Below are 24,324 nucleotides of genomic sequence, written 5' to 3'. Positions count from 1 at the left end.
ACTTTTGATCCTATGTGCTATCTTTATGACCTTTTCAGTATAGACTCATCTGAAAAGAGCTTACCATCCCTAATTCATCGATTTTTTTCAGGGTTGAAGAGGTGCAGTCAAACGACTGGATTCGCGCGCCTCAAAGCGTTGCTGCCAGTGGGCCAGGAGAAGGTATTTGTCGCGCCACACCAGGTCGTCAAACCGAACTGCAAGGTAGCCCAGGGCGCATCCGATTGCGATATGTCCGATACCGTAACGAGCAGCGTCCAGCTGTTCGACCTCCTTCTCCAGCATCTGCAAAGTTGACGAGAGCTTAAGTGCGGAGGCTTTCAGAAAGTCCTGTTGTTGCTGAGAGTCAGGTCGGTCACGCTCATGTCGCCAAAGGATCAGCGTGTCACACAAACCGTCCCCCAACGCCTGCCAGCGCAGCGCCTGCCAGCGCGCATCGGACGAGTATGGGTAAAGCCGTGGGCCATGCCCCAGGGTATCCAGGTATTCACAGATCACTACCGAGTCAAACAAGGCCATGCCATCGCTCAGCTCCAACGTTGGAATGCGCAACAACGGGTTGATCGTCGTCAGTGAGTCATTGGGTGTGTGCCGCGAGACCTTGGTGCGCACGCAGCGCACCTCGTCCTGCAACCGGTGCTCATGGATCACGCACATAACCTTTCGTACAAATGGCGAAAGTGGCGACCAATGAAGCGTCATCACGGTGGTCATACGCTTACCTTGACGTCGAGTCTGACCACGTCACCCCGATAGACACCATCCCCAACAAAGACCAGTCGCCCCTGATCATCTATGGCAGACCGGTAGCAGTAGGCGACAGGCGCATTGAGTGGGATCTCAAGGGCTTCTGCAGTGGCCAAATCAGCAGTGCCAATAGTGATGGTCTGATGCACTTCCTTGAGCGTTAGGCCGGGCAGATCTTTGAGGATCCGCAAGGTGGTATGCGTTTCGAGCAGTTTCGCCGGGATCTTGCGCACCAGTCGCGAATCGATGAAAGCGTTCCCAATGTAGTACGGCTTGCCGTCTCGCAGATGACGGCGTCTCCAGCACCTGTATTCCGGCGCCATTTCACCGATTTTGTGCTGCACATTAACGGGCTGAGCCTTGACGTCGAAGGACAGCACCTCAGTCGTAACCCCTTCGGGAGAGAGCAAAAGCCCCGACCAGTCAGTGGGGACTTCACACCACATTTGCTCTTGTGGCTGCTGGATAACAAAGGTTCCTTTCGCACGGAAGCGACGTATCAGCTTGTCCTCTTCGAGGATGTCCAATGCCTGCCTTACCGTAGCGCGTGCGACGCTACATTCCGCTGCAAGGTCATCGACGGTGGGAATCTGATCTCCCACCGGCCACAAACCTTGCTCGATTCTACGCCGGAATAATGTGGCCAGCTGGATGTAACGAGCAACCCCACTTCGGCTGAAATCAATGCCTGACTTGCCAGCCAATGCATCCATGTCTTTCATCAATTCGTCTCACCTGTGAGCCCCTCAGGGCATGCGTCAATCGCGTCAGGGCAGTATCGCATAAACCATAGAGTTACATTATTAGCCTTTTCAACCTAAGCCCCTATAATTCCATAGGTCATCCTATTGACCTTTATGGCGCCATGTCCGTACAGTGACGCAACACTCACACTGTCAAACGGATATCAGTCATGAGCACCGCACTGAGTACATCAGCCAGCATTGGCATCATAGGGGCAGGCACTATGGGTGCGGGCATCGTCGCGGTGGCGTTACGAGCGGGACATCCAGTTTACCTGCACGATACTCGCCAACAAGCGTTAACCAAGGGGGCCGAGACGGTGACATCATCGCTTGATCGCTGGGTCAAACGTGGGCACCTAACTGCTGATCAACGCGACGCATGCCTAGGACGCCTGACCCTTGCAACCAGCTTGACCGAGCTTGCTTCATGTTCGTTAGTGGTTGAAGCCATTGTTGAAAACCTTGAAATCAAGCAAGAGCTTTTCCGAGCGCTTGAGGGAATCGTTGGAGAGGGTGCGATCCTGGCCAGCAACACCTCATCGATCTCGATCACAGCGATCGCGGCTACGTTGCAAAAGCCGGAGCGGATGATCGGCATGCATTTCTTCAACCCAGCAACAGTGCTACCGCTGGTAGAGGTGGTTAAAGGCGAAGCCACATGTGCCACAGTGGTAGCCCAGATCAGCGAGCTCGCAGTGAAATGGGGCAAAAGCCCTGTTGAGTGCAAATCAACTCCAGGCTTTATCGTTAACCGCGTCGCCCGCCCGTTCTACGCTGAAGCCCTCCTCGCCTTGCAGGACAATGTCGCTTCCATTGGTGTCATTGATGCCGCTTTGCGCGATGCGGGTGGTTTTCGCATGGGGCCGTTGGAACTGATGGATCTTATTGGTCACGACACCAATTTCGCAGTGACCCAAAGCATCTACGATGCCTTCTTCCAAGACCCTCGCTACCGCCCTTCACTTATCCAGAAAGCACTGGTAGACGCGGGATGGCTCGGTCGGAAAAGTGGACGGGGATTCTACCGATACGACGAATCGACCAGCCAGAATGAGATCGTATTCGAACCTACCTGCTCTTCGCCAAACCTGGTGCAGCAATTTGGCGATTTCCCTGGTGCTCAAATTTTGGGGCGCCTGGCTGAGAGGCATGGTTGCCGCATCGAAACACACAATGGTGAAGGCTATCTAATCGTCGATGGCGTCCAGATACGACCTTGCCTCGGATTGACCGCAACCGAAATAGCCCTCAGCCAAAACCTGGATCAAGTCGTATTGTTCGACGCCTCCACCGGTCACGAAGCTGCATCCCTCGTCGTTCTCAGCAAAGCAGAAACATGTGAGCGAGCTTCCTTGGATAGCGCGATTGGCTTTTTCCAAGCGCTAGGTAAGCAGGTTGTAGTGATTGACGACGCTGCGGGGATGCTCGTCACTCGAACACTTTGCATGCTTGCGAACGAGGCTGCGGAAGCCGTTAGTCATGGCATTGCCTCTTCGCAGGATGTCGACCTCGCCATGCTCAAAGGCGTCAACTACCCAGTCGGCCCACTGTGCTGGGCGGACGGTTTTGGCAATCAGAATGTGGTCACAGTTTTAGACAACTTGGCACGCGCTTACCCAGATGGACGTTATCGCGCCAGTGCACTACTCCGCCGCAAGGCGCAGACAAACACTTTCTGGAAACAACTCTGAATTGAGGCCCCACATGACTTCCTCAAACCCAGTTCGACAGCAAATTCACGAGGATGGCTACGCCATCATCACCCTAGACCGACCAGTGCGTCGAAATGCTCTGAACCTGGAAATCAAACAACTACTAGCACAAGCTGTAGAGACACTCGCAGCCGACTCTCGCGTTCATGCTTTGGTAATAACGGGAGCCGGGGGGTATTTTGTTGCCGGGACAGATATCGCCGAGATGCGAGACATGACCCCGACTCAACACATTGAACTGAAAACTGGGCGACTATTCGAAGTCGTGGACTACTGCAAAAAGCCTGTTATAGCGGCGATCGAGGGGTATGCGCTTGGTGGCGGATGCGAGCTCGCTTTAGCATGCGATATCATTATCGCCTCGAGAACAGCGCGCCTGGGTCAGCCAGAGATTAACGTAGGCATCATGCCGGGAGCAGGTGGCACACAGCGATTGCTCCGGACAATTGGTAAATACCGTACAGCGTTGCTTACCCTCACAGGTGATCCACTGACTGCCGAGCAGGCGTTCAGTGCCGGAATGATTTCAGAATTGTGTGAAGAAGGGGCTGCGCTAGAACGGGCATGTTCTATCGCTGCCCGAATAGCACTTCAACCTCCGCTTGCAGTGCTCGCTATTAAGGAATTACTCGCAACAGGTGAGGATGCACCTCTCCATAGCATGTTAAAGCGGGAGCGGAGTGCATTCGTGCAATTATTCGACAGCAACGACCAAAAGGAAGGAATGGCTGCATTCATGGAAAAGCGGAAACCGGTATATCAAGGACGCTGACTTGATCACTTCGATCTCTTCCTTGCTCCTGGAAATGATAGGTAAAGTGCATCTTTTTACGACTACCTCCCTCGCTGCGTTGAGCAAGCAGGCTGCTGCAGGAATGAATGAGGGTAGCCTCACCTGGTACGAAATTCCTCGAAACCAAGGCCTGCTCAACGCCATCATTACGCGCGCCCCAAGAGAACTGTTCAATCAGAACTGTGATCTGCTAACCATCAATGTCTTCCTCGCTGACCACAAAGCAGACGCGGCGGTCTCAGTGACCAAGTGCAACACCCGAGGTAAGGTGCTGCATGACTACTCACTACACCCACTTGACCATCGAAGAGCGCGTAACGCTAATGATCATGCGTATGCAAGGCGCCTCGCTGCGAGCCATCGCCCAAGTTCTTGGGCGCCAACCCAGCACGCTGAGTCGAGAGGTGCGGCGCCAGTCGCAGCCTGGGCACTATGACGCCAGCACTGCCGGTGCTCGAGCCCGTGCCCTCAGACACGTCCCGAGGCGCAGCAAGCTTCTTGCCCCTGGTTCTGAACTGTTCCAGGTCGTACACAGCATGTTGGCCAAGGGCTGGTCTCCTCAGCAAATTGCCGCCAGACTCAAGGACTACTGGCCTGATAATCCTGAGCGGCATGTGAGTCACGAAACGATCTACCTGACAATCTATGCATACCCACGCGGCGAGCTTAAGCGTCAACTCATTGGTTACCTGCGCCAGGGCGGCAGCAAGCGGCGTACTCGCAGCACTGCGCCAGCTCGGCGCGAGCGCTATCCAGCTGAACAGAATATTCGCTACCGGCCTGAAGAGGTCGAAGGTCGACAAGTGCCAGGTCATTGGGAAAGCGACCTGATCATGGGCGCGAACAATCGCTCGGCAGTAGCGACGATGGTCGAGCGCACGAGCCGTTTCGTGATCCTGGCCAAGTTGGATGCGCCCACCGCAGACGCCGCGCTAGAGGGGATGACGCGAGAACTTTCGCGTATGGCACCGGCGCTGCTGAAAACCATGACCCATGACCAAGGCAGCGAGATGGCCAAGCATCAAGAGCTGACAGCTCGTACGGGAATGAAGATCTACTTCGCTGACCCGCACAGCCCTTGGCAAAGAGGCAGCAACGAGAACACGAACGGCCTGCTCCGGCAGTACTTACCCAAGGGCACCGATTTGTCGCTGGTTAGCCAGGAGCGGCTGGACGAGATTGCCGACTTGCTCAACACCCGACCTCGTCAGACATTGGGCTGGAAATTCCCTGTTGAAGTGTTGACGGATCATCTGCAACTGCTGGCAACCAATCGGCTCAACACTATCAACTGAGTGTTGCACTTGGAACCTGAGGCCGCCCACCCTCACCCGCGTGGTGAATACAGTTGAGACTTTCGCAGCAGCGAACAACAGCGAAACCCTTCAGTTCATGTCCGCAGCAGGTAATGCCGGGATTGAGGCCGCAACCAACATCGTCGTGAAGAAGGCAAATGTGCAGATATTGATGATCAAACCTGCGCAATGGTGAGACGCTATCGCGCGCCTATTACCATGCCTTGTTGTCGACTGGAAAGGTCGTGATCCTGACCGGCGTCACGCTGGGAATTGCGGTGGCTACCTGGGCATTCTCGCCCATCAAATTTCAAGCGGACATGGGCATACTGCTGGCCTTCATGTTCATCTGGAACATGCTGGGCGCTCTTATCCTGACTCCAGCTCTGGCAAGGCTATTCCTAACAAATCACCACCTTGGTGCTCATTCAAAAACTGGACAGGTGCTGCTTTGATCACCACCGACCCGTGTAACAGCGGGTCGGCAATCTCAAGCCCCACAATGTATCGCTGACTTGCTCGACGACCGGTAGCCACCCGTCAAATCAGCCTGCCGCGATTGAGAATGGAACTACTTTATTTACCGCTTGCTTCTGATTCAGATATCGGGTGCAGCTTACCCGCAGGAAGGATGCAAAATTCACTACCTCTCCGCGATAATCCATGACTTCCTCGTACAGCTTTGCGATGAGCTGGTTGGTGCTGACACCATCCGTTTCAGCAATCTCAGTCAGGATGTCCCAGAACTGGTTTTCCAGACGCAAGGTGGTGACTACGCCCCGAATACGCAAGGAGCGCGAGCGCGACTCATAGAGAATCGGGTCTGCCTTCACATACAGCTCACACATAACGCCTCCGCTGGATCTACCTGGTTAAGTCGCAATCGAGGGAATAGGCCCAAGCCTGAAGGTACCTCCCCAAAGCAGCACGCGGGTAATAAACCGCTATTACACGCGCCCATTTTGCTGCCGGGGGGGCTACGTAATAGCCACTTATTACCCGCCAGATTTTCATGCTGCCATCCTGAGTGCATAACAACACCACAGGAAAGCCTGATCATGCCGAAATTCCTCCATACCATGATCCGCGTAGGTGACCTGGATGCCTCCATGCGTTTCTACGGACAAGCATTCGACCTGCAGGAATCCCATCGCCTCGAGTTCGACGACTTTTCCCTCGTCTACCTACGCGATCAGCAGAGCGGCACCGAAATAGAACTGACCTGGAACAAGGGCCAGGACGGCTACACCCACGGTAGCGGATATGGCCATGTGGCCTTCGCAGTAGATGACCTCGATCAGCATCACACTCGGTTGAACGAAATGGGACTTTCCCCTGCCCCCATCAAGGAATTCAAGCGCGGTGAAGAGATGCTCGCTCGCTTCTTTTTCATTCAAGACCCTGATGGCTACAAGATCGAAGTGTTGCAGCGCGCCGGCCACTATCAATAGCCCAATCTCGAGCATCTGACGTTCAGATGTAGTCGATCAATACCGTCGGAAAAAAACGCGCCCCCCCTCTCACGCAGCACCCGTGATGTCAGGCTCCTAATAAGAACAAAAAGGAGAACCGCATGAACGATCTACAAGCCAGCCGCCGTGGCTTCCTCAAAGGCAGCGGCGGAATTCTTTTGGGTACACTGCTTTTCACGTCCGGCCCCATAGCTCTCCTTGCTCCCAGTACAACCTGGGCGCTCGAAATGAAAATGCTGAACAACACTGTGGCCGCGCGACTAATCGTTATGGTACGCCGCATCTATCCTCACGATCGGATGGAAGATGCTGTGTACGCTTTCGCGATCAAGGCGCTGGACGACCGCGCCATGACTGACCCCTCCATTCTTCCCCTGCTTGAGCAAGGCCTGAGCGAGCTAGACAAATCAGCAGGTGGCGCCTGGCTGGATCTGGATGAGGGGCGCCAATTGGCCGCGCTTGAGTCCATCCAGAACACCCCTTTTTTCACTTTGGTCAGATCAGTGTCGGTCAATGCCCTTTATAGCAACGAACTCGCCTACCAGCACTTTGGCTACGAGGGAGCCTCCTTCCCCAAAGGTGGCTACTTGATGCGTGGCTTCAACGATCTGAAATGGCTGCCTGCAGCCCCTACCGAAGCCAGCCCCCCCGCGTTTTCCTGAAGATCCGCACATGACTACATTCAGCTTTGACGACGACTCGGTAGTGGTGATCATCGGTTCTGGCGCGGGTGGCGGGACTCTGGCCAATGAGTTGTGTCAGAAGGGAATCCCGGTCGTTTTACTAGAAGCCGGCCAGCGGCAATCCTCAGCAACCTTCATCAATGACGAATGGCCTTCGTTCGAGCAATTGTCCTGGAGCGATACACGGACGACTTCGGGTTCATGGCAAATCGCCAAGGACTTTCCAAACCTTCCAGCTTGGATCTGCAAGACCGTGGGCGGAACGACTACCCACTGGGCAGGTGCCAGCCTGCGATTCCAAGAACACGAATTTCGAGCGCGCCAAACCTATGGTGACATCAAAGACGCGAACCTGCTCGACTGGCCATTGACGCTCGCAGAGCTAGAACCCTTCTATGCAAGGGCAGAAGACAAGATGGGCGTGACGCGCACCAACGAGATTCCAGGCCTGCCGGGGAACAACAATTTTCAGGTGATGTATAACGGTGCTCGCAAGCTTGGCTACAAGAAATGCAGTACCGGCCACATGGCGATCAACAGCCGCGCCCGCGCAGGACGTGCTCAATGCATGCAACTCGGCTTCTGCTTCCAAGGCTGCAAAATGGGGGCAAAATGGTCAACGCTCTACACCGAAATTCCGGCGGCCGAGGCCACTGGCAAGCTTGAGCTTCGCACACAGGCTCACGCGGTGAAAATCGAACATGATGCCAAGGGTCGCGCGACTGGTGTGGTCTACGCAGATGCGCAAGGGCGACTGCAACGCCAAAAAGCGCGCCTTGTAGCAGTAGCAGGTAACGCCATCGAAACTCCTCGCTTGCTGCTCAATTCGACCAGCACATTGTTCCCTCATGGCCTTGGCAACGGTTCCGGAATGGTCGGCAAACATTACATGCGCCACACCACCGGTTCAGTATTCGCGGAATTCAAAGATCCGGTGCATTTCTACCGGGGCACCATCATGGCCGGGCTTATAGGTGACGAGGTGCACTTCAATCCCGACAGAGGTTTTGTCGGTGGCTACGAAATGGAAACCATCTCGCTCGGCCCCTCCTTCATGGCAGCGTTCTTCAACCCTGGTGCCTGGGGGCGCGACTTTACCCGAGTTATGGACAACTACACGCATCTGGCTGGCATGTGGCTGGTCGGTGAGGACATGCCCCGGGAAAGCAATCGCATCACCCTAAGCGATACCGTCAAAGACCGTTTCGGCATTCCAGTAGCAAACGTGCATTACGACGACCACCCCAACGATATCGCAATGCGAGAGCACGCCTATCGGCAAGGTAGCGCCGTATATGAAGCTGTCGGCGCACTGAAGACTCACCGCGTCCCCCCTACCCCTCGACTCATAACATGGGCACTTGTCGCATGAGCCACAAGGAAGCCGATGGCGTCTGCAACAAATACGGGCAAAGCCATGAAGTCCCGAATCTGTTCATTTCGGATGGCAGTCAGTTCACCACCAGCGCAGCCGAGAACCCTACTCTGACAATCGTTAGCCTTGCGATTCGTCAGGCTGAGTACATTGCCGATGCTTTGAGGACGCATGCGGCATGACTACTTCCGCCAAGCGCCTCGAGATTTACGCTCTCCCGGCATTTACCGACAACTACATCTGGCTTCTGGCCGATCACTCAAGCCAGGCCTGTGCAGTTGTAGATCCAGGCGATGCCGGACCCGTTCAAGCTTGGCTGGAAGAACATCCCGGTTGGGCGCTCACCGATGTACTGATCACTCACCATCACAGCGACCATGTGGGTGGTGTGAAAAAACTGAAGTCTGCATTCGATCTTCGCGTCCATGGCCCCGAGAACGAGCCGATCCCTTACAGGGATCGGCCACTCAAGGACAGCGATCTGATTCAGGTATTAGGACGAACCATCAATGTGATCGCAGTGCCTGGCCATACTTCAGGGCACGTGGCCTATCACCTGGTTGATGAGAAAGCGCTGTTCAGCGGCGACACGCTGTTTAGCGCCGGCTGTGGCCGCCTGTTCGAGGGTACGCCTATGCAGATGCTGACGTCGCTCGAATGTCTCGCAGCGCTACCGGAGGAGACGCAGGTATATTGCGCACACGAGTACACCCTCTCCAACCTGCGTTTTGCTTTGGCTGTAGACCCAGACAATCACCAAATCGCCGAGCTCTTGGCTGAAGCCTGCGAAGTCCGAGGCCGTGGACAGTGCACCTTACCTACCCGAATTGGCGTTGAGCGCGCATCTAACCCGTTCTTGCGTGTGCGGGAAGCGGGAATCGTTGAGGCTGTCCAACGCTACGCGGGACTGAAGATCACATCTGCCGAGGAATGCTTTGCAGCCTTACGCAAGTGGAAAGACAATTTCTGAACAACAAGAAGAAGATCACCTATGAAAAAAACACTGCTGATTACCCTGACAGCCTTCATGATTGCTACTGCCCAAGCGGCTCAAGAGCCTGAGGTCGTATTCGCAAAATCCTGCGCCATGTGCCACAACGGACAACTCCCAAACGCGCCCAAAAAAGGTGATACCACTGCATGGAAACCCCGCCTTGCTCAAGGGCAAGACGTACTGCTCAAAAATGTGGTGAAAGGATTGAGTGTCATGCCACCACGTGGACTCTGCAGTGACTGCAGCGACGAAGACCTCATGGCAACGATAGGCTGGATGTCTCGCTGAGGACTGAAAGGAGCTGTGCTTTGAAAAGAGTCATTTCTGTAGGCAACGCTGAAGTAGAGCACCCAAAGCATCTATCGAGCATCACTTGGGCAAAGGGTGCCTTCCCCCGCAATTCCCAGCGTTGGTGTTCCGGTGACTTATCGTCCCAAAGCCTCTACGGGACGAACGCCTCGCCGCTTGAGAAATAACTGATATGCAGCTTCTCCTTGATGGCGTTCTCCATGAAGCGCCTGCACCTCGCTTTTCACGAGCCGCTGGATCAATTCCACAGGAGGGAACGAAGCCTTCGACTGGGGATGATGTGGAAAGGGCCGATTAGCAGGTTCGGCCCGTTACACCACTTTAGAAGTTAAAGGTATAACGCATGATCAATCGATTTTCATTAGCGCTATCCGCATAGGTCGATCGGTTCGTAGAGTTACGCCATTGGAACGAAACGCCCTTTGCAGGCCCACTCTGGATGACATAAGAGATGTCAGTGACCCGCTCCCATTCTTTGCCATCGTCCCCGTTTAGACGCAGAGAAGCGGCTTGGCGGCTTGTCAGCAGAGTAGGATCAACATCATCCCCTTTCATGTACCTGGTGGTAAACAGCAAGCCAGGCACACCCAAAGCAGCGAAGTCAAAGTCATACCTCGCGAACCAGACGCGCTCGTTGGGGGCAGTGAATGTGCTGACCAGCGATTCGCCGAATAGGTAGCTATCTGTGCCGTTTACAAACGCAAATGGCGTGTCGCCCCAAGCCTTTTGGTAACCGCCGCCGATGGTGTGCCCTTTAATGCTGTAGGCGAAATAGCTACTCAGCGTCCGGTTGTCCACCTCACCTAATTTTTTGGAGCCGGTTTCGCTAGCATCGAACAGGCGAACATCCGCGATCACATTGCCTTCCGAAACTGGCTGGATAACTTTAATCCCCGCGAAGTAGGATTTGTAGAGGTCTTCAAGCTCGGCGGCGTGCAAGCTGAATGTCATGTCCTTTGCTGGCTTGAAGTCCAATGCCATGTAGTTATAGTGATCAGCCTCAACCGGAGCATAGCCAGTAGCTGTGAGGGATTCGAAATCGGTGGAATTACGCTGCTTCACGGCGTTTACCCTGATAGCCGTTACCGTCAATTTATCGATATCGTTGACGGTCAAAGACCCCCCGCGAAAAACCTGAGGCAGTAGGCGACTATTATTGCTCCAGAGGAGAGGCATTAGAGGATTCACCCCTCCTACCCTCAACTCAGTCTTGCCTACCCTCGCTTTAGCGGTAGCCACAAATTTTCCGTACTCGTCTTCCACATTCCTGCCGGAATCGTAGGCAAGCAGCCCAGACCCCGTTCTGTCAGGGCTAGAGTCAAGCTTAACCCCCAACAAGCCCATGGCATCGATACCGAAACCCACTGGCCCTTCTGTGAAGCCAGACTGCAGGTTCAGAATAAAGCCTTGTGCCCACTCATCGCGCTTGGACTGCGCAGCTCCATCATTGCGAAAATCGCGATTGTAATAGAAATTCCGAAGCTCGAAATTGCCTTTGAAGTCGTCCACGAACGCGGCAGAAGCATAAGGCGCGACTAACAGTACTACCGAACAAACCAACGATTTTTGAGAAAAAATAGACATCACAGGCACCTTGTTCTTGTTGTGTGCTTGAGCATGAGCCGCCCACCAGCGCCTCATGTAGATTCTGCCCTTGGATAGGATCAAAGCGCTGCTGACGAATTAACCATTTATCACCAATCCAGTGATTGCATCCCGACTTCCGGCCAACTCTCGAAGCATGCATTTCTGAACCTTGCCAGTTGCAGTTTTTAGAAGCTCTTGGACAATCACTCGACGAGGACACTTAAACCGCGCGAATCGCTCCTGACAGAACTCAATGATTGCACGCTCCGAGGGTTGGACATGGCCCGGCTTTAATTAAACGAGAAACGATAATTCCGGCCATGCAGCTCATGCAATCCTTTGCTTATCGCTTCGACTGCTCCCCAACAGGCTGTAGAGCCGTCTCGTCCGAACCTACCGATGATTGGCACAAGCGATGAGTAAGCATTTGAACCTGTCTCTCAGATTTACGGTTAGGTCAGATCGTGTGAAACAGTGGCCTTCTTCCTCACCACAGCGGAGTCCGCGCGAGATTGGTTGATCATGGTCACAGCAACAGCACCTATCAGTCCGGCGAGACCGATTGCCATGAAGTTCTGCTCCAGAGGCAAGGCCATCGATACGAGTGCACCAATCAAAACAGGCGCGACAATCGCCCCGATGCGACCGACGCCCGACGCAAAGCCGACCCCAGTGGAGCGGATGGTGGAGGGATAGAAATCTCCGGCGTATGCATAGGCCAGAAGCTGGGTACCGAGCGTCGAGGCACCCACGATGAACACTACGACGAAGAGCAGTTCAGTAGAGCGCGTATAACCCAGTAGCGTGAGTGCAACCGCGCCCACTACGTAGAACACCACCAAGACGTGCTTGATGCTGAATTTATCGCTGAGCCAGCCACCGAAAATTGCACCGAAGATCGAACCGAGATTGAACACGATAACAAAATTCAGGGCAGAGCCGAGGCTGAAGCCCGCCATGGCCATCAGCTTGGTGAGCCATGAATTGAGCGCGTACACCATGAAAAGCCCGGTCATGAATGCCATCCAAATCATGACGGTGCTGTATCCACGCCCTTCCTGGAAAAGGCTTCGTACAGGCCTCTCTTGGGCAGAGACAATTTGAGGGTTGCCGACGAGTTGAGTGTCATCCTTGATCATGAGGTCAGGACGGAGGCGACGGGCAATGACTTTCAACTCGTCATCCCGACCTTGTTTCAACATGAAGCCGATAGAGTCGGGCATGGTCTTCAGTATGAAGGGAATCAAAACTACTGGTAGGGCTGCCACGTAGAACACATATTGCCAACCGTAGCTTTCGATCAGTTGCTTACCGGTGAGCGCTACCAAAATTCCTCCCACCGAATAGCCTGCGAAAACGATGGTCACCAGGCGGGTGCGAACTTTCAAGGGCGAGAACTCTCCCATCTGCGCCGTGCAGATAGGCAGCACGCCGCCGATCCCCAGGCCGGCGATGAAGCGCATGATACTGAAGGTCAGCGGGTTGTCAGTGAAACCTGCTGCAGCGGTGAATATGCTGAACAGAGCTACACAGATTGCGATCATCTTTGGCCGACCAATACGGTCTGCCAGAGTGCCCAAGAAAATTGCCCCCAGCATTGTGCCAAACAGTGCTGAGCCAGCCATCACGCCGGCACTGGTTGCGTCAATTTGCATGTCAGCCATGATGGCTGGCAGCGCTGCGCCAACCACCGCCAAGTCGTAACCATCAATTATAAGAATCAACACGCACCAAAAAAGAATCAGTCCATGAAAGCGATTGAACTTTGATTCTCCGGCCAACGTGTACATATTCAAAGAACTCATACCGTGTCTCCTTCAGTCTTGTTTTTGTCTTTTGAAGTCCACATACGTATTGCGATCGCAGAGCAATCGGATCTGTCCGACCACCTGGATGGAATTCCCAGCGCTGCCTATCGGGACTCTCACAGCTCGCGCAGTAGAGGCTCTCGACATCAGCGGAATTTCGCGAGGCAAAGAACTTAGCAACGTAGGCCCGGCTCCGTTTGCTAGCACGTACTCTTGCAAGTCGAACCAGCAGCAGTCTTGACGAGCGACGCTTGAGCTTTAGCAATCTCTTGGTTACGCAGGATAAAGCGTTGGAGCTTCCCACTCGGTGTTCTCGGCAGGTCGCTAACAAACTCTATTTCTCGTGGATAGGAATGAGCTGCCAAGCGCCTACGAACGTACAGGGAGAGTTCTTCGGTCAGCTCAGGCGAAGCCGTGAATCTCTGATTGAGCACAACGAACGCCTTAACCAGCTCTGTACGCTCCGTATCAGGCTTACCAACAACGGCTGCATCAACCACTGCGGGGTGTTCAATCAAGGCGCTTTCAACGTCAAATGGGCCTACACGATAGCCCGACGTGGTAATCACGTCGTCCGTGCGCCCTACAAAGCTAATACTCCCATCCGCGTTGAGCTCAACACTGTCGCCGCTCAAATAATATTGCCCGATGAAAGACTTAGTCGGCGCCCCATGATAGCCAGAGAACCAGAACATCGGTGATTGCTTCCGATCAATCGCCAGAATTCCCGGTTGACCAGGTGGTAGCTCAATACCCACGTCATTCACTACCACGATCCGGTAGCCCGGGGAGGCAAACCCGGCTGCGCCTGGATGTACAGGGTGATCTAGTCCGTGATGGTTGCAGAGCACCATGCCCAGTTCGGTCTGACCGTAATGATCGTGGATAGTCACTCCCAATGTATCGGCGAACCAGCGGATCACCTCCGGATTCAATGGCTCGCCGGCGCTGCTCACAATTCGCAATTTTCCCCTAATCGCACTTGTGAACTCCTCTCCGGCAGCAATTAGCAGTCGAAAGGCGGTAGGTGATCCTGCAAGATTTGTAATGCCGTACTTCCGTATTACCTGGCAGGTGCTCTGCACCGTAAACGATCCATCGTACAAGGTGATTGAATGGCCAATCGCCAAAGGGCCCGCGATACCAAAGTAGAGGCCATAAGCCCAGCCTGGATCCGCTAAGTTCCAGAATGCATCCTCATGTCTCAGGTCTACTGACTGGCGCATATAGCTTTTAAACGCCACCAACGCCTTAAGCGGTACCGTCATCCCCTTTGCTGGGCCCGTAGTACCTGAGGTAAACATCATGAGAAACGGGTCGTCCCCAGTCAGCATTTCGGGCTGGCACTCAGGAGGGAACTTTCCCAACTCATCCCAGAAACTCAAGTCACGACCGTTGTTTCCAATGGTGATTATGGAGGGACAGAACTCGACTTCATCTAGCTTCGGGCGGTTTTGCAGGTCAGTCACCACGACGCGCGCAGCGGAGCCTTCCAGGCGATGTTGAATGGCCTTCGGCCCGAAGGCGGTGAAAAGAGGTTGGTAAACCGCGCCAATACGCCATGTGGCCAAGATAGTGATAAGCAACTCAGCCTTTCTTGGTAGCAGTCCCGCGACCCTATCTCCCTTTTTGACACCTTGCGCTCGAAGGGCGTTAGCGAAGCGGGCAGCATTATATTGCAGGTCTGCGAATGTATAGGTTGCACTGGTACCATCAGAGCCCTCGTAAAATAGGGCAGCTCGGTCATCTTGAGCATGCCGATCACAGCATTCGATACACGCATTGACGGCTGACAAACGTCCAGCTAGCTCAAGGTCAACAACATGCTGATAGCTAAAGCTAGTCAAAGCAGAAAAGTAATCAGGCATCACGAGCGTCCCTCTGAGTTATTTTTGGATGGGAGAAATCGCTGACACGGACGGAAAATAATCGCCTTCGAATGACGAGCCCGACAATGGTAAAAGCTCTCAATGTCTGTGACCGGATTTGCCACTTACCACCGAGAAATAAGAAGGGTCACCCACTGCAGCTGCAGCAATAGAGCTGTGAGAGGAGATATGTCTACGTGCGACGTTTCTTGCTATTCGTGAGGAGCTGAGTCGTCGGTGTCATGACCTTGTCCGGGTTCAAGGGCAACGGCTCAAACGTGTGGTGAGCGGCTACTTCAATTGCCACGCGATACCGGGGAACCTATACCTCTTGGCGGATTTCGTTTGCCGGTATGCCGTCTTTGGCAACAAGCCCTTAAGCGTAATCGGCTTCAATGGTCACGGTATGGACGCCTTGGCGATCCCTACATCCCGATACCTAGAAGGCACATCCTTACTTTGAGGATCGCTTTGCGTCACATACCCGAGGCAGGAGCGCTATGTGGTAGTTCCGCATGTACGGATCTGTGCGGAGGGCGGCAAATGACTGCCGTTTCTACCGCGACCCAGACTGCCATCCTGACTGCATAACAACAGTCCAGGAAAGCCTGATCATGCCGAAATTCCTCCATACCATGATCCGCGTAGGTGACCTGGATGCCTCCATGCGTTTCTACGGACAAGCGTTCGACCTGCAGGAATCCCATCGCCTTGAGTTCGACGACTTTTCCCTCGTCTAAGGATGGTGACCGGATCCAAGTGTTGGGACAAACCATTAACGTGATCGCCGTGCCTGGCCATACCTCAGGGCATCTGGCCTACCACTTGGTTGATGAGGACGTGCTATTCAGCGCCGGCTGCGGCCGGCTATTGGAGTGGACGCCGTTGCAGGTGTTGAAGTCGCTCGAATACCTTGGAGGGCTGCCAGACCAAACGCAAGTGTACTGCGCACATGAGTACACCCTGTCCAACCTGCGTTTTGCTTTGGCTGTCGACCCAGACAATCATCAAATAGCCGGGCGCTTGGCTGAGGTCTGTGAAATCCGCAATCGCGGACAGTGCACCTTACCTACCCGCATCAGCGTTGAACAGGCTTTTAATTCGTTTCTGCGTGTACGGGAGGCGAACATCGTTGAAACTGTCCAGCGCCACATGGGACTAACCATCACATCAGCCGATGTCATGCTTCGCTGCTATGCGTAAGTGGAAAGACAATTTCTGAATAACAACAACAACAACAACAACAACAACAACAACAACAACAAGATCACCTATGATGAAAAACACTGCAGATCACCCTGACAGCCTTCATGATTGCTACTGCCCAAGCTGCTCAAGGGCCTGCCGCTGTATTCACAAAAAACGTGCGCCATGTGCCATAACTGACAACTCCCAAACGCGCCCAAAAAAGGCGATACCGCTGCTTGCAAACTTCGCATCCTGGATCACGGATTAAGGTCTATAGCGCTCTGCACTGTGATAGACCTTATCTCACCAGGTAGCACCTAAGCAAAGCCCTCAGAGCACATAAGATAGGATCAATTGGTAGTACAAGCCAGCACGCCCCACACAGTGGACACAATGTATAAATCAAATACCAGGCATCGACCGAGAGCTGTTTATGCTTCGCAAAACAGAGTTTCTCTCAGTTAATGGCAGTGCCTACAAAATCGTAGCTTTGGAGAGACGCTTATTGAGGTTTCGAGTATTCCCTACAGTGCGTAGCATGCACGCACTACAAAGCGGGCAAAAAATTGCCCACTTTGCACAGCCAGTCAGCTCAAATTTATAACCAAACCAGTTAGAATGACTTGCTAACCCCAGCGACAACTGTTGCTGAGCAGACATCATCAAAACCGTTGAAGTTGAGGCACTCCACCTTGGATAGATTGCTATCGGCGTAGCTGAGAGACCATTTGAGCCCCAGCAACTCCTTGTTCATTTCAATCTGCCACTCATTATACTTGCTTTGGGCGCTGCCATTTCCGGAAACGAAAACTGGATCTTTATAGTCAACCTGACCGTAGCGCGTTTTCAAACCGATGCCTCCTGGCAAGGTAGTTTCATAGCCTACGAAGCTGTAGAGCATGCTTTCATCTCCCCACAGGTCATCGGAGTAATAACCGCCTACAATAAATCCGTGGGCATTCAGTTTCGCATAGTATTCGCTGTAATTGAGATCCGCTTGCTTGGGGTACTCGTACTCCAAATAGGTCAACTCCAAGCTAACGTCATCGGCCAACTGCATCGAGTAACCCAGGTAATAATCGATTTCCTGGCGTGTCTTGCTGCCGTGACCGAAGTCAACATTCGAGCTCCATACGCCCGCGAACAAACCACTGGAATGTACTAACGTGGCTGAGCCCTGAAGGGCAGGATCGCCTTGGGTTTGTGACATTCCGCGAGACCAATACTGACTGTACAACCCCGCATCGAGCGCTAGCGTAAAGTCCTTACTTAACTCAATCGCATTGCTTTCCGACCATGGCGCAACTGCCGCCAGAAAAATAGCCGCAAATTTAACAGAATGCTTCATACATATCCCCAGCTATAATTTTTGTTAAGCAATTACCACTGCGGCAGCTACAACGCAAGCAGACACACCAACAAGAAAATAACAGTTGATACATCAGCACTGGCCTTAGGTAGCTAATCAGTGAATCGCAGAATGAGAGGCAGAAGACTCAGAAATTCTATTTTTTATTTAGACCAAGCCTACAATTGGGAACTGAGGTTTGGCGTGGTTAGCGCCATCACTGCTTGGCCCTGATGTTCTAGAGCTAAGCCGATGGATCTGCTTACCGAACCGATAGACTATCCTCACGCAGACGACGCAACTGTGCCAAACTGAGACAGCAACCTGGCCAAGGCTTGAAACATGACCAGATGATCAGATTCCCTCTCGGCGTGGTACCAAAATCAGTAGCAAATCCAAAAAGTAGGGAGGCCAATTGAAATCGTGATGATTTCTGGCCGCTATTTACAGTCTTTCACTCGCGCAATCCTCGCAAATCTAGGAGGCCTCACTCCTTGCAAGGAAGTACCTAGCGATGACAAGCATTCCGCTGATAACCTTTAGCTTTCAGCACCCATAACAAAATACGATTCGCCCGTCTAAGCACTCGCTGTCACTCTAATTCCGCCGTCTTCAAATCAACAATTTTAAATACAGAGATAGCGATATGCTCAGAGTAGGTATTCTAGGCTGCGGTCGAATCGGACATGTGCACGCGGCAAGCCTAATGCAGATTCCAACCGCCAAGCTTGTAGCAGTAGCTGACACCATACCCACAGCAGCTGAAAAATGTGCCAGCCGCTTCAATGTTGAAGCCAGGACAATCGAAGGAATCATTCGGGCAGAAGACATAGATGCGGTAGTGATTGCGACGCCCTCTCCGACTCACTTCGACCTTATCCATACCTTGGCCGATGCAGGAAAGCCGATTTTCTGTGAAAAGCCTATCGATATGTCCTCAGATCGGGTTCGTCAATGCATAGCAAAGGTCTCAAGCGCCGGCGTACCGTTTATGACCGCGTTCAATCAACGGTTCGATCCGCATTTTGGTGCGTTGCAGAAACGACTAGCTGCGGGTGAAATCGGGCAGCTGGAAACTGTCACAATCACGTCCCGAGACCCTGCTCCACCTCCGGTCGAGTACCTGAAAGGCTCTGGTGGCATCTTCAGGGACATGATGATCCATGATTTTGACTTGGCACGATTCTTACTGAATGAAAACCCTACTCGGGTGTTTGCAACGGGGTCAGCGCTGGTAGACCCTGCAGTTAAAGACGTGGGCGACGTTGACACCGCCATAGCACTGCTCATGACCAAGTCTGGAAAAATATGTCAAATTTCCAACTCACGGCGTGCTAGTTATGGCTATGACCAAAGACTCGAGGTACATGGCTCCAAAGGAATGCTGAGAGTTACAAACATCCATGAAAGCCAAGTTGAAAGTGCGACAAGTTCAGGATTTACGATGCCTGTCGCCAAGCCATTTTTCCTAGAGAGATTTGGCCCTGCATACCTCGCAGAAATGGAGCAATTTGTACACTGCATTTCCACTGGCACACCACCTACTCCGAACGCTGCAGATGGGTTGTTTGCTCAACTGATCGCGGATGCTGCCGCTGAGTCTTTAGCATCCGGTCAACCTGTCGACATCAAGTATTGAGAATAGCACATGAAAATTGGCATCATTGGGCTAGGCAACGTTGCAGAGCTCCATGTAACTGCAATCAATGAAATTGATCCCACCGCCTACGTCGGCGGATGGGGTAGAACTCCAGGCAAAGTAACTGCATTCAAAGAGCGATTTGGAGGAGTACTTTATCCGACTCCGGAAGCCTTGCTTGATGATCCTAGCATCGATGCGGTTGTGATCTGTACCAACGCAGATACGCACTTCCACTTCGCCAGAGAAGCTCTATTCGCAAGAAAGCATGTACTGATTGAAAAGCCAATTTGCACGAGCGCCGATAAAATCCGAGAACTGGAGATACTTTCGCGCGGTGTCAACCGATTGTGCGCACCGTCTCACAACTATGTTTATGCAGAAACAATGCAACGTGTTCGCGCACACATTGACGCCGGGCACCTCGGAGAAATCGTAAACTTCTGGGCGATCTATAACAAGCGTCACCGCGCTGAAATTGGCGCGCCTGATCTAACCATGAGCGAGCTTATGGTTCATCACATATATTGTATGCTGTATTTCCTGGGCCGGCCGGAACGAGTATTTGCTACAGGCTCTAATGTCCATTTCGAAAATCCGCAAGCCCACGATCAGCTAATGATCATCGCAGAATATCCAAACGGCAACATTGCGAATCTTTGGGGCAGCTTTTCAGCCGATGATTGTAGCCGTGACCCCTGGTCTGTGTACTTCAAAATTATCGGCAAGAATGGTTCATCAGTGGTGCCGTGGGATACCACAAAGTTCGGAGATGCGAGACTTCCGTTCTGGGACGACGGCACATACTGGGATAGCTTTTACCAAATTCAAAAGTTCTTCATTGAAGAGTGCCTCACTGGAAAGCGTGCCCCTCTTTCATCTCTGAGCGACGCTTATGACGCTGCTGTAATCATGGATGCTGCTCGAAAGTCCATTAGTGAAAGAAGGTCTATCGATCTCGATTTCAGCTAAGCGTTACAGTGATCCCTAGTGGCCGACCAAAGGAAAGGTTGTTGCAGTAGTAGTCACACCACTGCAACAACACCATAAGTCATCCGCAATCTACACGTACGCTTTAATCAATCTCATTATTAGTGCAGTTTGAGCCTTGGCCGGGTCTTACGCTGCAGCAACTCAGAGAATGCCTTTAACAGCATTCTCGTAGCGCCAAACAGTGCTACCTGATGAAGCCGATAAAGTGACATATATAATGTCCTTGCAAAAATACCTTCGGTCACCTTTTTCCGCCCCAGAAGTCCACTCAGCGTCCCTACTGCATTGAAAGACGCCATTGAGATCAATGTCCCTCGATCTTCATAACTGAATTTAAGCAGCGGCTTGCCAGAAATGTGAAGGGCGACGCTTCTGCTTAGCATCTCGGCTTGTTGATGGGCAGCCTGTGCTCGAGGAGGGACAGTACCTGCACCCTCATCGGATAACGGACAGGACGCACAATCACCTATGGCGAAAATTGAGTCATCGAGCGTCGTCTGGAGCGTACGGCGTACTAGAAGCTGGTTGATCCTATTCGTCTCCAGCCCGCTTAGCCCGTTCAAAAATGCAGGGGCTTTGATACCTGCAGCCCAGATCGTCAAGTCAGAGGCTATAGCACCACCGTCGGCCAGTACTACGCCCTCAGCCTTCACCTCCTTCACCGCCGTATTCACACGGACGTCTATCCCCAGGTTGGCTAGGCCCGAGTGAACAGTCTCACTGACATCTTGATTCAAGGCAGGGAGAATCCGAGGGCCAGCCTCTAGCAAGGTCACTTGCAGAATGTCCGGGGACGCATGACGAAGGCCATACCCCTCAATAACACGGACAGCGTGCTGCAGCTCTGCGCACAACTCAACCCCGGTTGCGCCGGCTCCAACAATAGCGATCCGGAGTGGATTAGATGCATCTTCTGCATGCGCTCGCATGTAACGTGCGAAAAGCTGCTTCTGAAGCTTTTCTGCCTGGGTACGGCTGTCCAAGAATTGGCAATGATCTTGAACACCCACGGTGCCAAAATCATTGCACTGACTACCAACAGCCAGTACAAGCGTATCGTAAGGTACCTCCCGCGCATCCCCGCCGGTAGATGCTAGTAGCACTACTTTTCGTTCACGATCCAGACCTACCATGCGACCATACTGAAATGAAAAATAGTTCCACTTCGCCTGCGCAAAATAATTCAGCTCATCAATACTGGGATCCAACGAACCAGCTGCAACTTCGTGAAGGAGCGGCTTCCAGATATGCGTTAAATTTGCATCCACCAATGAAATCGCCGCTTTTTTTTGCTTTCCGAGTGTCTTACCAAGCCTGGTAGCCAACTCAAGCCCGCCTGCGCCACCACCAACAATCAAAACCCTATGCTTCATTACCTCACCCCAAACTTAATATAAGCAGCACGCACACGAGAGCGGACCAACGCAGTCGAGCAAAAAAGGCAGGCAGTATCAACCCAAAGAAAAATTTAATTTTGATGCAGTTCCACCAACAACCCTTTTCTAAGCCACAGGGTTATCTAGTAATTTTGAAGCAGTGAGCCTGACCAAAAAAAATCATTCACCAAAATTATAAATACCGAATCAAAACTCGAGTTACGCTTTCACACACATACACTCAATGATTTTGCTTAACATAAAACGCCTAACACATATAGCTTACTCGCTACCCAAGGGACTACATCCATGTCAATGACCCCACAAACTTCCAGCAACCATGGCGCATTAATCTGAGGACGCTGCGCACTAGTCGCAACATCATTCGGATCTCGCAGCAGAAAACTTGGCCGCTCCCTAACAAACTTATTAAACAACCAATGACTTGAAACTAAATATCCTCTGACACCCGAGAAACCTTAAGCTCTCACCAATAATCCTAAGACAGCCAATAAGCGAATTTCTGTCTTATTTTGGTACACTCGTATAATTTTCCTCACAGAATTAGAGACCGCGAGCGTCCAATTCTCATTTCGTTTTTAACCATGTAGACCACTCTCAAACGTCCGTTTTTCTATAAAAAACGACGAAAGCCAAGTGGTTATCAGACTTTATGAAGCCAACGATTAGGCTCGCCAAACTAGGTAGGTAACAGGAGCCTCTCATGCGAGAGGCTCATGCGACTAGAATTTTTGCAAGAAGTACTTCGTACTTGATTTTTTAAGCGATGTTGGATTCAGCTCGACCTGACAGCGCTTGAGACTCCTGCTTGACAGCTTGTAGGAACGCGCGATTCCCTTCTGCACAGCCAGTGCAGATAGCCTTCTGGCCAGCAGAAGGATCACTGTCCATTTCAATCGCTGTATAAGACCTGTCGCAAACATGGCATTTTATATGCTGACTCCATACGTCCGCTACTTCATTTCTAGGCTCTCCGACGCGAAGAATTGGCCGACCATGATTGAATTTAGTTATTAACCCGTAGCTCAAAGCTGCGATAGCAGAAATAATGATGGGGGCAAAGTCGACGTACCATACTCCTTTAGCACCAAACTCAATGATGTAAATACCTACCGCTGTAGAGAACAAAATCGCCCACGCGCCTGGCATCATTGCTTTGACCCTACCTGGACGGAACTCGGAGTGCTGAGTGCCTGGATGAAGCGCATAATGAGTCATTATAATCGCCACCCATGATGTAACGGCTACACCCTGCCAAGCTAGCGCTTTCAGCAAATAACTGAACACATTGGTAAGCATCAGAGAGTAAACGCAAGCCCCAACAAAGATAACCCATATAGCCCGAGGTAATCGCAAACCGAAACCTCTGGCAGCGAAACCAGCCATATTTAGCGAGGCCATATAATAGTTTGCAGTGTTGATACGTGTTTGACTAACGATAATGAACAACAAACCGACTACGCCTGCCGACTTAAGAACTGCTTCCGCAATACCCTGTTCACTGGCTTTCAGACCAGGGAAAACGGTTTCCATGATAAAGATACCCGCCACGCCATTGACAATGTAAAGGGCAAAATAGAACAGTGGCCCAAAGGTAACTATTCCATGGAATTTAGCATCCTGTGGTTTACCAAAACGTGAGAATTCAGCGGTCACCATCATGTTGACGCAAATGCCCATATAGACAACGAATGCCCACAACCAGCCTGGCATGGAGGTTTCAAGTGACGGCTGAATAGACAAGAATCCGGTGGAAAACCCAAAGCGGCTTCCGGCCATCAAGACAATCACCAACAGGCCTCCGACATACAATGGCAGCAGTGTTCCATTTAGCTTATCCATCCATGCCTGGATGCCTCCTACAACAAGTGGCATTGCATAAAGGACTACCAAAAGATACCACCATCGGATGTCACTCTCAGGTGAGAAATACTGTTGAAGAGCGACAGCTATAATAGAGCCCTCGAACACTGCATAGTAAGTAGCGGTAACAGCAAAAAGCAACGAGGAGATAATCGCACCAAAATTCCCGAATATCCCTCTGGATAGCAACGCCACAGAAAGTCCACTTTTGATGGATCGCTGACTAATAATATAGTTAATCAGCCCATAGAATATTACTGACAACAGAATACCGATGAGTGCACTGCGTGATCCCACCGCCTGCGCGACAGCAACACTGATGTAGAGGTAGAACAGAGCGCTCAGTACAGACCAAGAGGCCATGGCCAAACTCCACCGACCTGTGCGGGCAGCCAATGGAACTACATGTCGCGAATAATCCTCGGCAGACTGCTCCTGCAAAACACGGGGGTCATCATGATCACTGATATTTAAACGATCTTGCTGGGACATATTACTCTCTCGCTT

The 24,324-nt window shown here is 52.2% G+C and carries 20 protein-coding genes and 3 pseudogenes; 13 read left to right on the top strand and 10 right to left on the bottom strand.

Annotated elements, in window-relative coordinates; translation table 11 throughout:
- Positions 1 to 87: 87 nt before the first annotated feature.
- Positions 88 to 714, bottom strand: coding sequence for a glutathione S-transferase family protein (locus ACMGF5_RS20340; protein ID WP_220453476.1), 627 nt, complete (start codon positions 712 to 714; stop codon positions 88 to 90).
- Complete coding sequence (locus ACMGF5_RS20335; protein ID WP_196914430.1) at positions 711 to 1,469, bottom strand: GntR family transcriptional regulator; 759 nt, start codon at positions 1,467 to 1,469, stop codon at positions 711 to 713. Before ACMGF5_RS20335 ends, ACMGF5_RS20340 begins: the two co-directional genes overlap by 4 nt.
- A gap of 191 nt (positions 1,470 to 1,660) precedes the next feature.
- On the opposite strand from ACMGF5_RS20335, the gene ACMGF5_RS20330 reads away from it, so the two are divergent.
- The 4 genes and pseudogenes from ACMGF5_RS20330 to ACMGF5_RS20315 all read left to right on the top strand — a co-directional run.
- The gene (locus ACMGF5_RS20330; RefSeq protein ID WP_119688900.1) at positions 1,661 to 3,184 is read left to right on the top strand and encodes a 3-hydroxyacyl-CoA dehydrogenase; all 1,524 of its coding nucleotides are present in this window, start codon (positions 1,661 to 1,663) and stop codon (positions 3,182 to 3,184) included.
- 13 nt (positions 3,185 to 3,197) lie between these two features.
- On the top strand, positions 3,198 to 3,977 hold the full coding sequence (locus ACMGF5_RS20325; RefSeq protein ID WP_119688899.1) for an enoyl-CoA hydratase-related protein: 780 nt from the start codon (positions 3,198 to 3,200) through the stop codon (positions 3,975 to 3,977).
- A 296-nt stretch (positions 3,978 to 4,273) separates the two neighbouring features.
- Positions 4,274 to 5,293, top strand: a complete 1,020-nt coding sequence (locus tag ACMGF5_RS20320) for an IS30 family transposase (RefSeq protein WP_237858433.1) — start codon at positions 4,274 to 4,276, stop codon at positions 5,291 to 5,293.
- Between the two features lie 28 nt (positions 5,294 to 5,321).
- Positions 5,322 to 5,748, top strand: a pseudogene (locus tag ACMGF5_RS20315) (MMPL family transporter); the annotation flags it as partial.
- Between the two features lie 90 nt (positions 5,749 to 5,838).
- On the opposite strand, the gene ACMGF5_RS20310 reads toward ACMGF5_RS20315, so the two are convergent.
- Positions 5,839 to 6,141: a ribbon-helix-helix domain-containing protein gene (locus ACMGF5_RS20310; RefSeq protein ID WP_119688898.1), complete on the bottom strand. Its 303-nt coding sequence runs from the start codon at positions 6,139 to 6,141 to the stop codon at positions 5,839 to 5,841.
- 210 nt (positions 6,142 to 6,351) lie between these two features.
- Here ACMGF5_RS20310 and ACMGF5_RS20305 point away from each other — a divergent pair, with 210 nt between their 5' ends.
- From ACMGF5_RS20305 to ACMGF5_RS20285, 5 genes and pseudogenes are all read left to right on the top strand, one after another.
- Complete coding sequence (locus ACMGF5_RS20305; protein WP_174141473.1) at positions 6,352 to 6,744, top strand: VOC family protein; 393 nt, start codon at positions 6,352 to 6,354, stop codon at positions 6,742 to 6,744.
- A 122-nt stretch (positions 6,745 to 6,866) separates the two neighbouring features.
- Positions 6,867 to 7,427, top strand: a complete 561-nt coding sequence (locus ACMGF5_RS20300; protein WP_119688896.1) for a tat (twin-arginine translocation) pathway signal sequence — start codon at positions 6,867 to 6,869, stop codon at positions 7,425 to 7,427.
- Between the two features lie 10 nt (positions 7,428 to 7,437).
- Positions 7,438 to 9,005, top strand: a pseudogene (locus tag ACMGF5_RS20295) (GMC family oxidoreductase).
- On the top strand, positions 9,002 to 9,793 hold the full coding sequence (gene gloB / locus ACMGF5_RS20290) for a hydroxyacylglutathione hydrolase (RefSeq protein WP_119688894.1): 792 nt from the start codon (positions 9,002 to 9,004) through the stop codon (positions 9,791 to 9,793). Before ACMGF5_RS20295 ends, gloB begins: the two are co-directional and overlap by 4 nt.
- Positions 9,794 to 9,814: 21 nt before the next feature.
- The gene (locus ACMGF5_RS20285) at positions 9,815 to 10,105 is read left to right on the top strand and encodes a c-type cytochrome (protein WP_119688893.1); all 291 of its coding nucleotides are present in this window, start codon (positions 9,815 to 9,817) and stop codon (positions 10,103 to 10,105) included.
- Positions 10,106 to 10,447: 342 nt separating this feature from the next.
- On the opposite strand, the gene ACMGF5_RS20280 is transcribed toward ACMGF5_RS20285, so the two are convergent.
- From ACMGF5_RS20280 to ACMGF5_RS20265, 4 genes and pseudogenes are all read right to left on the bottom strand, one after another.
- Positions 10,448 to 11,767: an OprD family porin gene (locus ACMGF5_RS20280; RefSeq protein WP_174141472.1), complete on the bottom strand. Its 1,320-nt coding sequence runs from the start codon at positions 11,765 to 11,767 to the stop codon at positions 10,448 to 10,450.
- Positions 11,768 to 11,809: 42 nt separating this feature from the next.
- Positions 11,810 to 11,995 (bottom strand): annotated as a pseudogene (locus ACMGF5_RS20275) (acyl-CoA synthetase); the annotation flags it as partial.
- Between the two features lie 170 nt (positions 11,996 to 12,165).
- Entirely contained in the window at positions 12,166 to 13,518 is a 1,353-nt protein-coding gene (locus tag ACMGF5_RS20270) for an MFS transporter (protein ID WP_251962867.1), read from the bottom strand.
- A gap of 203 nt (positions 13,519 to 13,721) precedes the next feature.
- Positions 13,722 to 15,389 (bottom strand): AMP-binding protein, encoded by a 1,668-nt coding sequence (locus ACMGF5_RS20265; protein ID WP_251962868.1) that lies wholly within the window; start codon positions 15,387 to 15,389, stop codon positions 13,722 to 13,724.
- Between the two features lie 614 nt (positions 15,390 to 16,003).
- Here ACMGF5_RS20265 and ACMGF5_RS20260 point away from each other — a divergent pair.
- Both ACMGF5_RS20260 and ACMGF5_RS20255 read left to right on the top strand, forming a co-directional pair.
- Positions 16,004 to 16,129, top strand: a complete 126-nt coding sequence (locus ACMGF5_RS20260) for a VOC family protein (protein ID WP_251962869.1) — start codon at positions 16,004 to 16,006, stop codon at positions 16,127 to 16,129.
- The gene (locus tag ACMGF5_RS20255; RefSeq protein WP_414157135.1) at positions 16,101 to 16,592 is read left to right on the top strand and encodes a hydroxyacylglutathione hydrolase C-terminal domain-containing protein; all 492 of its coding nucleotides are present in this window, start codon (positions 16,101 to 16,103) and stop codon (positions 16,590 to 16,592) included. Before ACMGF5_RS20260 ends, ACMGF5_RS20255 begins: the two co-directional genes overlap by 29 nt.
- A gap of 598 nt (positions 16,593 to 17,190) precedes the next feature.
- Here ACMGF5_RS20255 and ACMGF5_RS20250 read toward each other — a convergent pair.
- Entirely contained in the window at positions 17,191 to 17,925 is a 735-nt protein-coding gene (locus ACMGF5_RS20250) for a TorF family putative porin (protein ID WP_119688889.1), read from the bottom strand.
- Between the two features lie 646 nt (positions 17,926 to 18,571).
- Here ACMGF5_RS20250 and iolG point away from each other — a divergent pair.
- On the top strand, positions 18,572 to 19,564 hold the full coding sequence (gene iolG / locus ACMGF5_RS20245) for an inositol 2-dehydrogenase (RefSeq protein WP_414157134.1): 993 nt from the start codon (positions 18,572 to 18,574) through the stop codon (positions 19,562 to 19,564).
- 9 nt (positions 19,565 to 19,573) lie between these two features.
- Entirely contained in the window at positions 19,574 to 20,536 is a 963-nt protein-coding gene (locus ACMGF5_RS20240) for a Gfo/Idh/MocA family protein (RefSeq protein WP_414157133.1), read from the top strand.
- A 119-nt stretch (positions 20,537 to 20,655) separates the two neighbouring features.
- Here the strand turns inward: ACMGF5_RS20240 and ACMGF5_RS20235 are convergent, their stop codons facing one another.
- Both ACMGF5_RS20235 and ACMGF5_RS20230 read right to left on the bottom strand, forming a co-directional pair.
- Positions 20,656 to 21,930 (bottom strand): NAD(P)/FAD-dependent oxidoreductase, encoded by a 1,275-nt coding sequence (locus ACMGF5_RS20235; RefSeq protein WP_414157132.1) that lies wholly within the window; start codon positions 21,928 to 21,930, stop codon positions 20,656 to 20,658.
- 783 nt (positions 21,931 to 22,713) lie between these two features.
- Positions 22,714 to 24,309 carry a purine-cytosine permease family protein gene (locus tag ACMGF5_RS20230; protein ID WP_147405251.1) on the bottom strand — a complete coding sequence of 532 codons (1,596 nt, stop codon included), beginning with the start codon at positions 24,307 to 24,309 and terminating at the stop codon, positions 22,714 to 22,716.
- Positions 24,310 to 24,324: the final 15 nt, after the last annotated feature.

It is taken from the genome of Pseudomonas sp. BNK-15 (assembly GCF_047456105.1).
GTDB lineage: Bacteria > Pseudomonadota > Gammaproteobacteria > Pseudomonadales > Pseudomonadaceae > Aquipseudomonas > Aquipseudomonas putida_E.
Note: the sequence above shows the minus strand (reverse complement) of the source record. Positions and strands in the feature narration are given on the sequence as shown.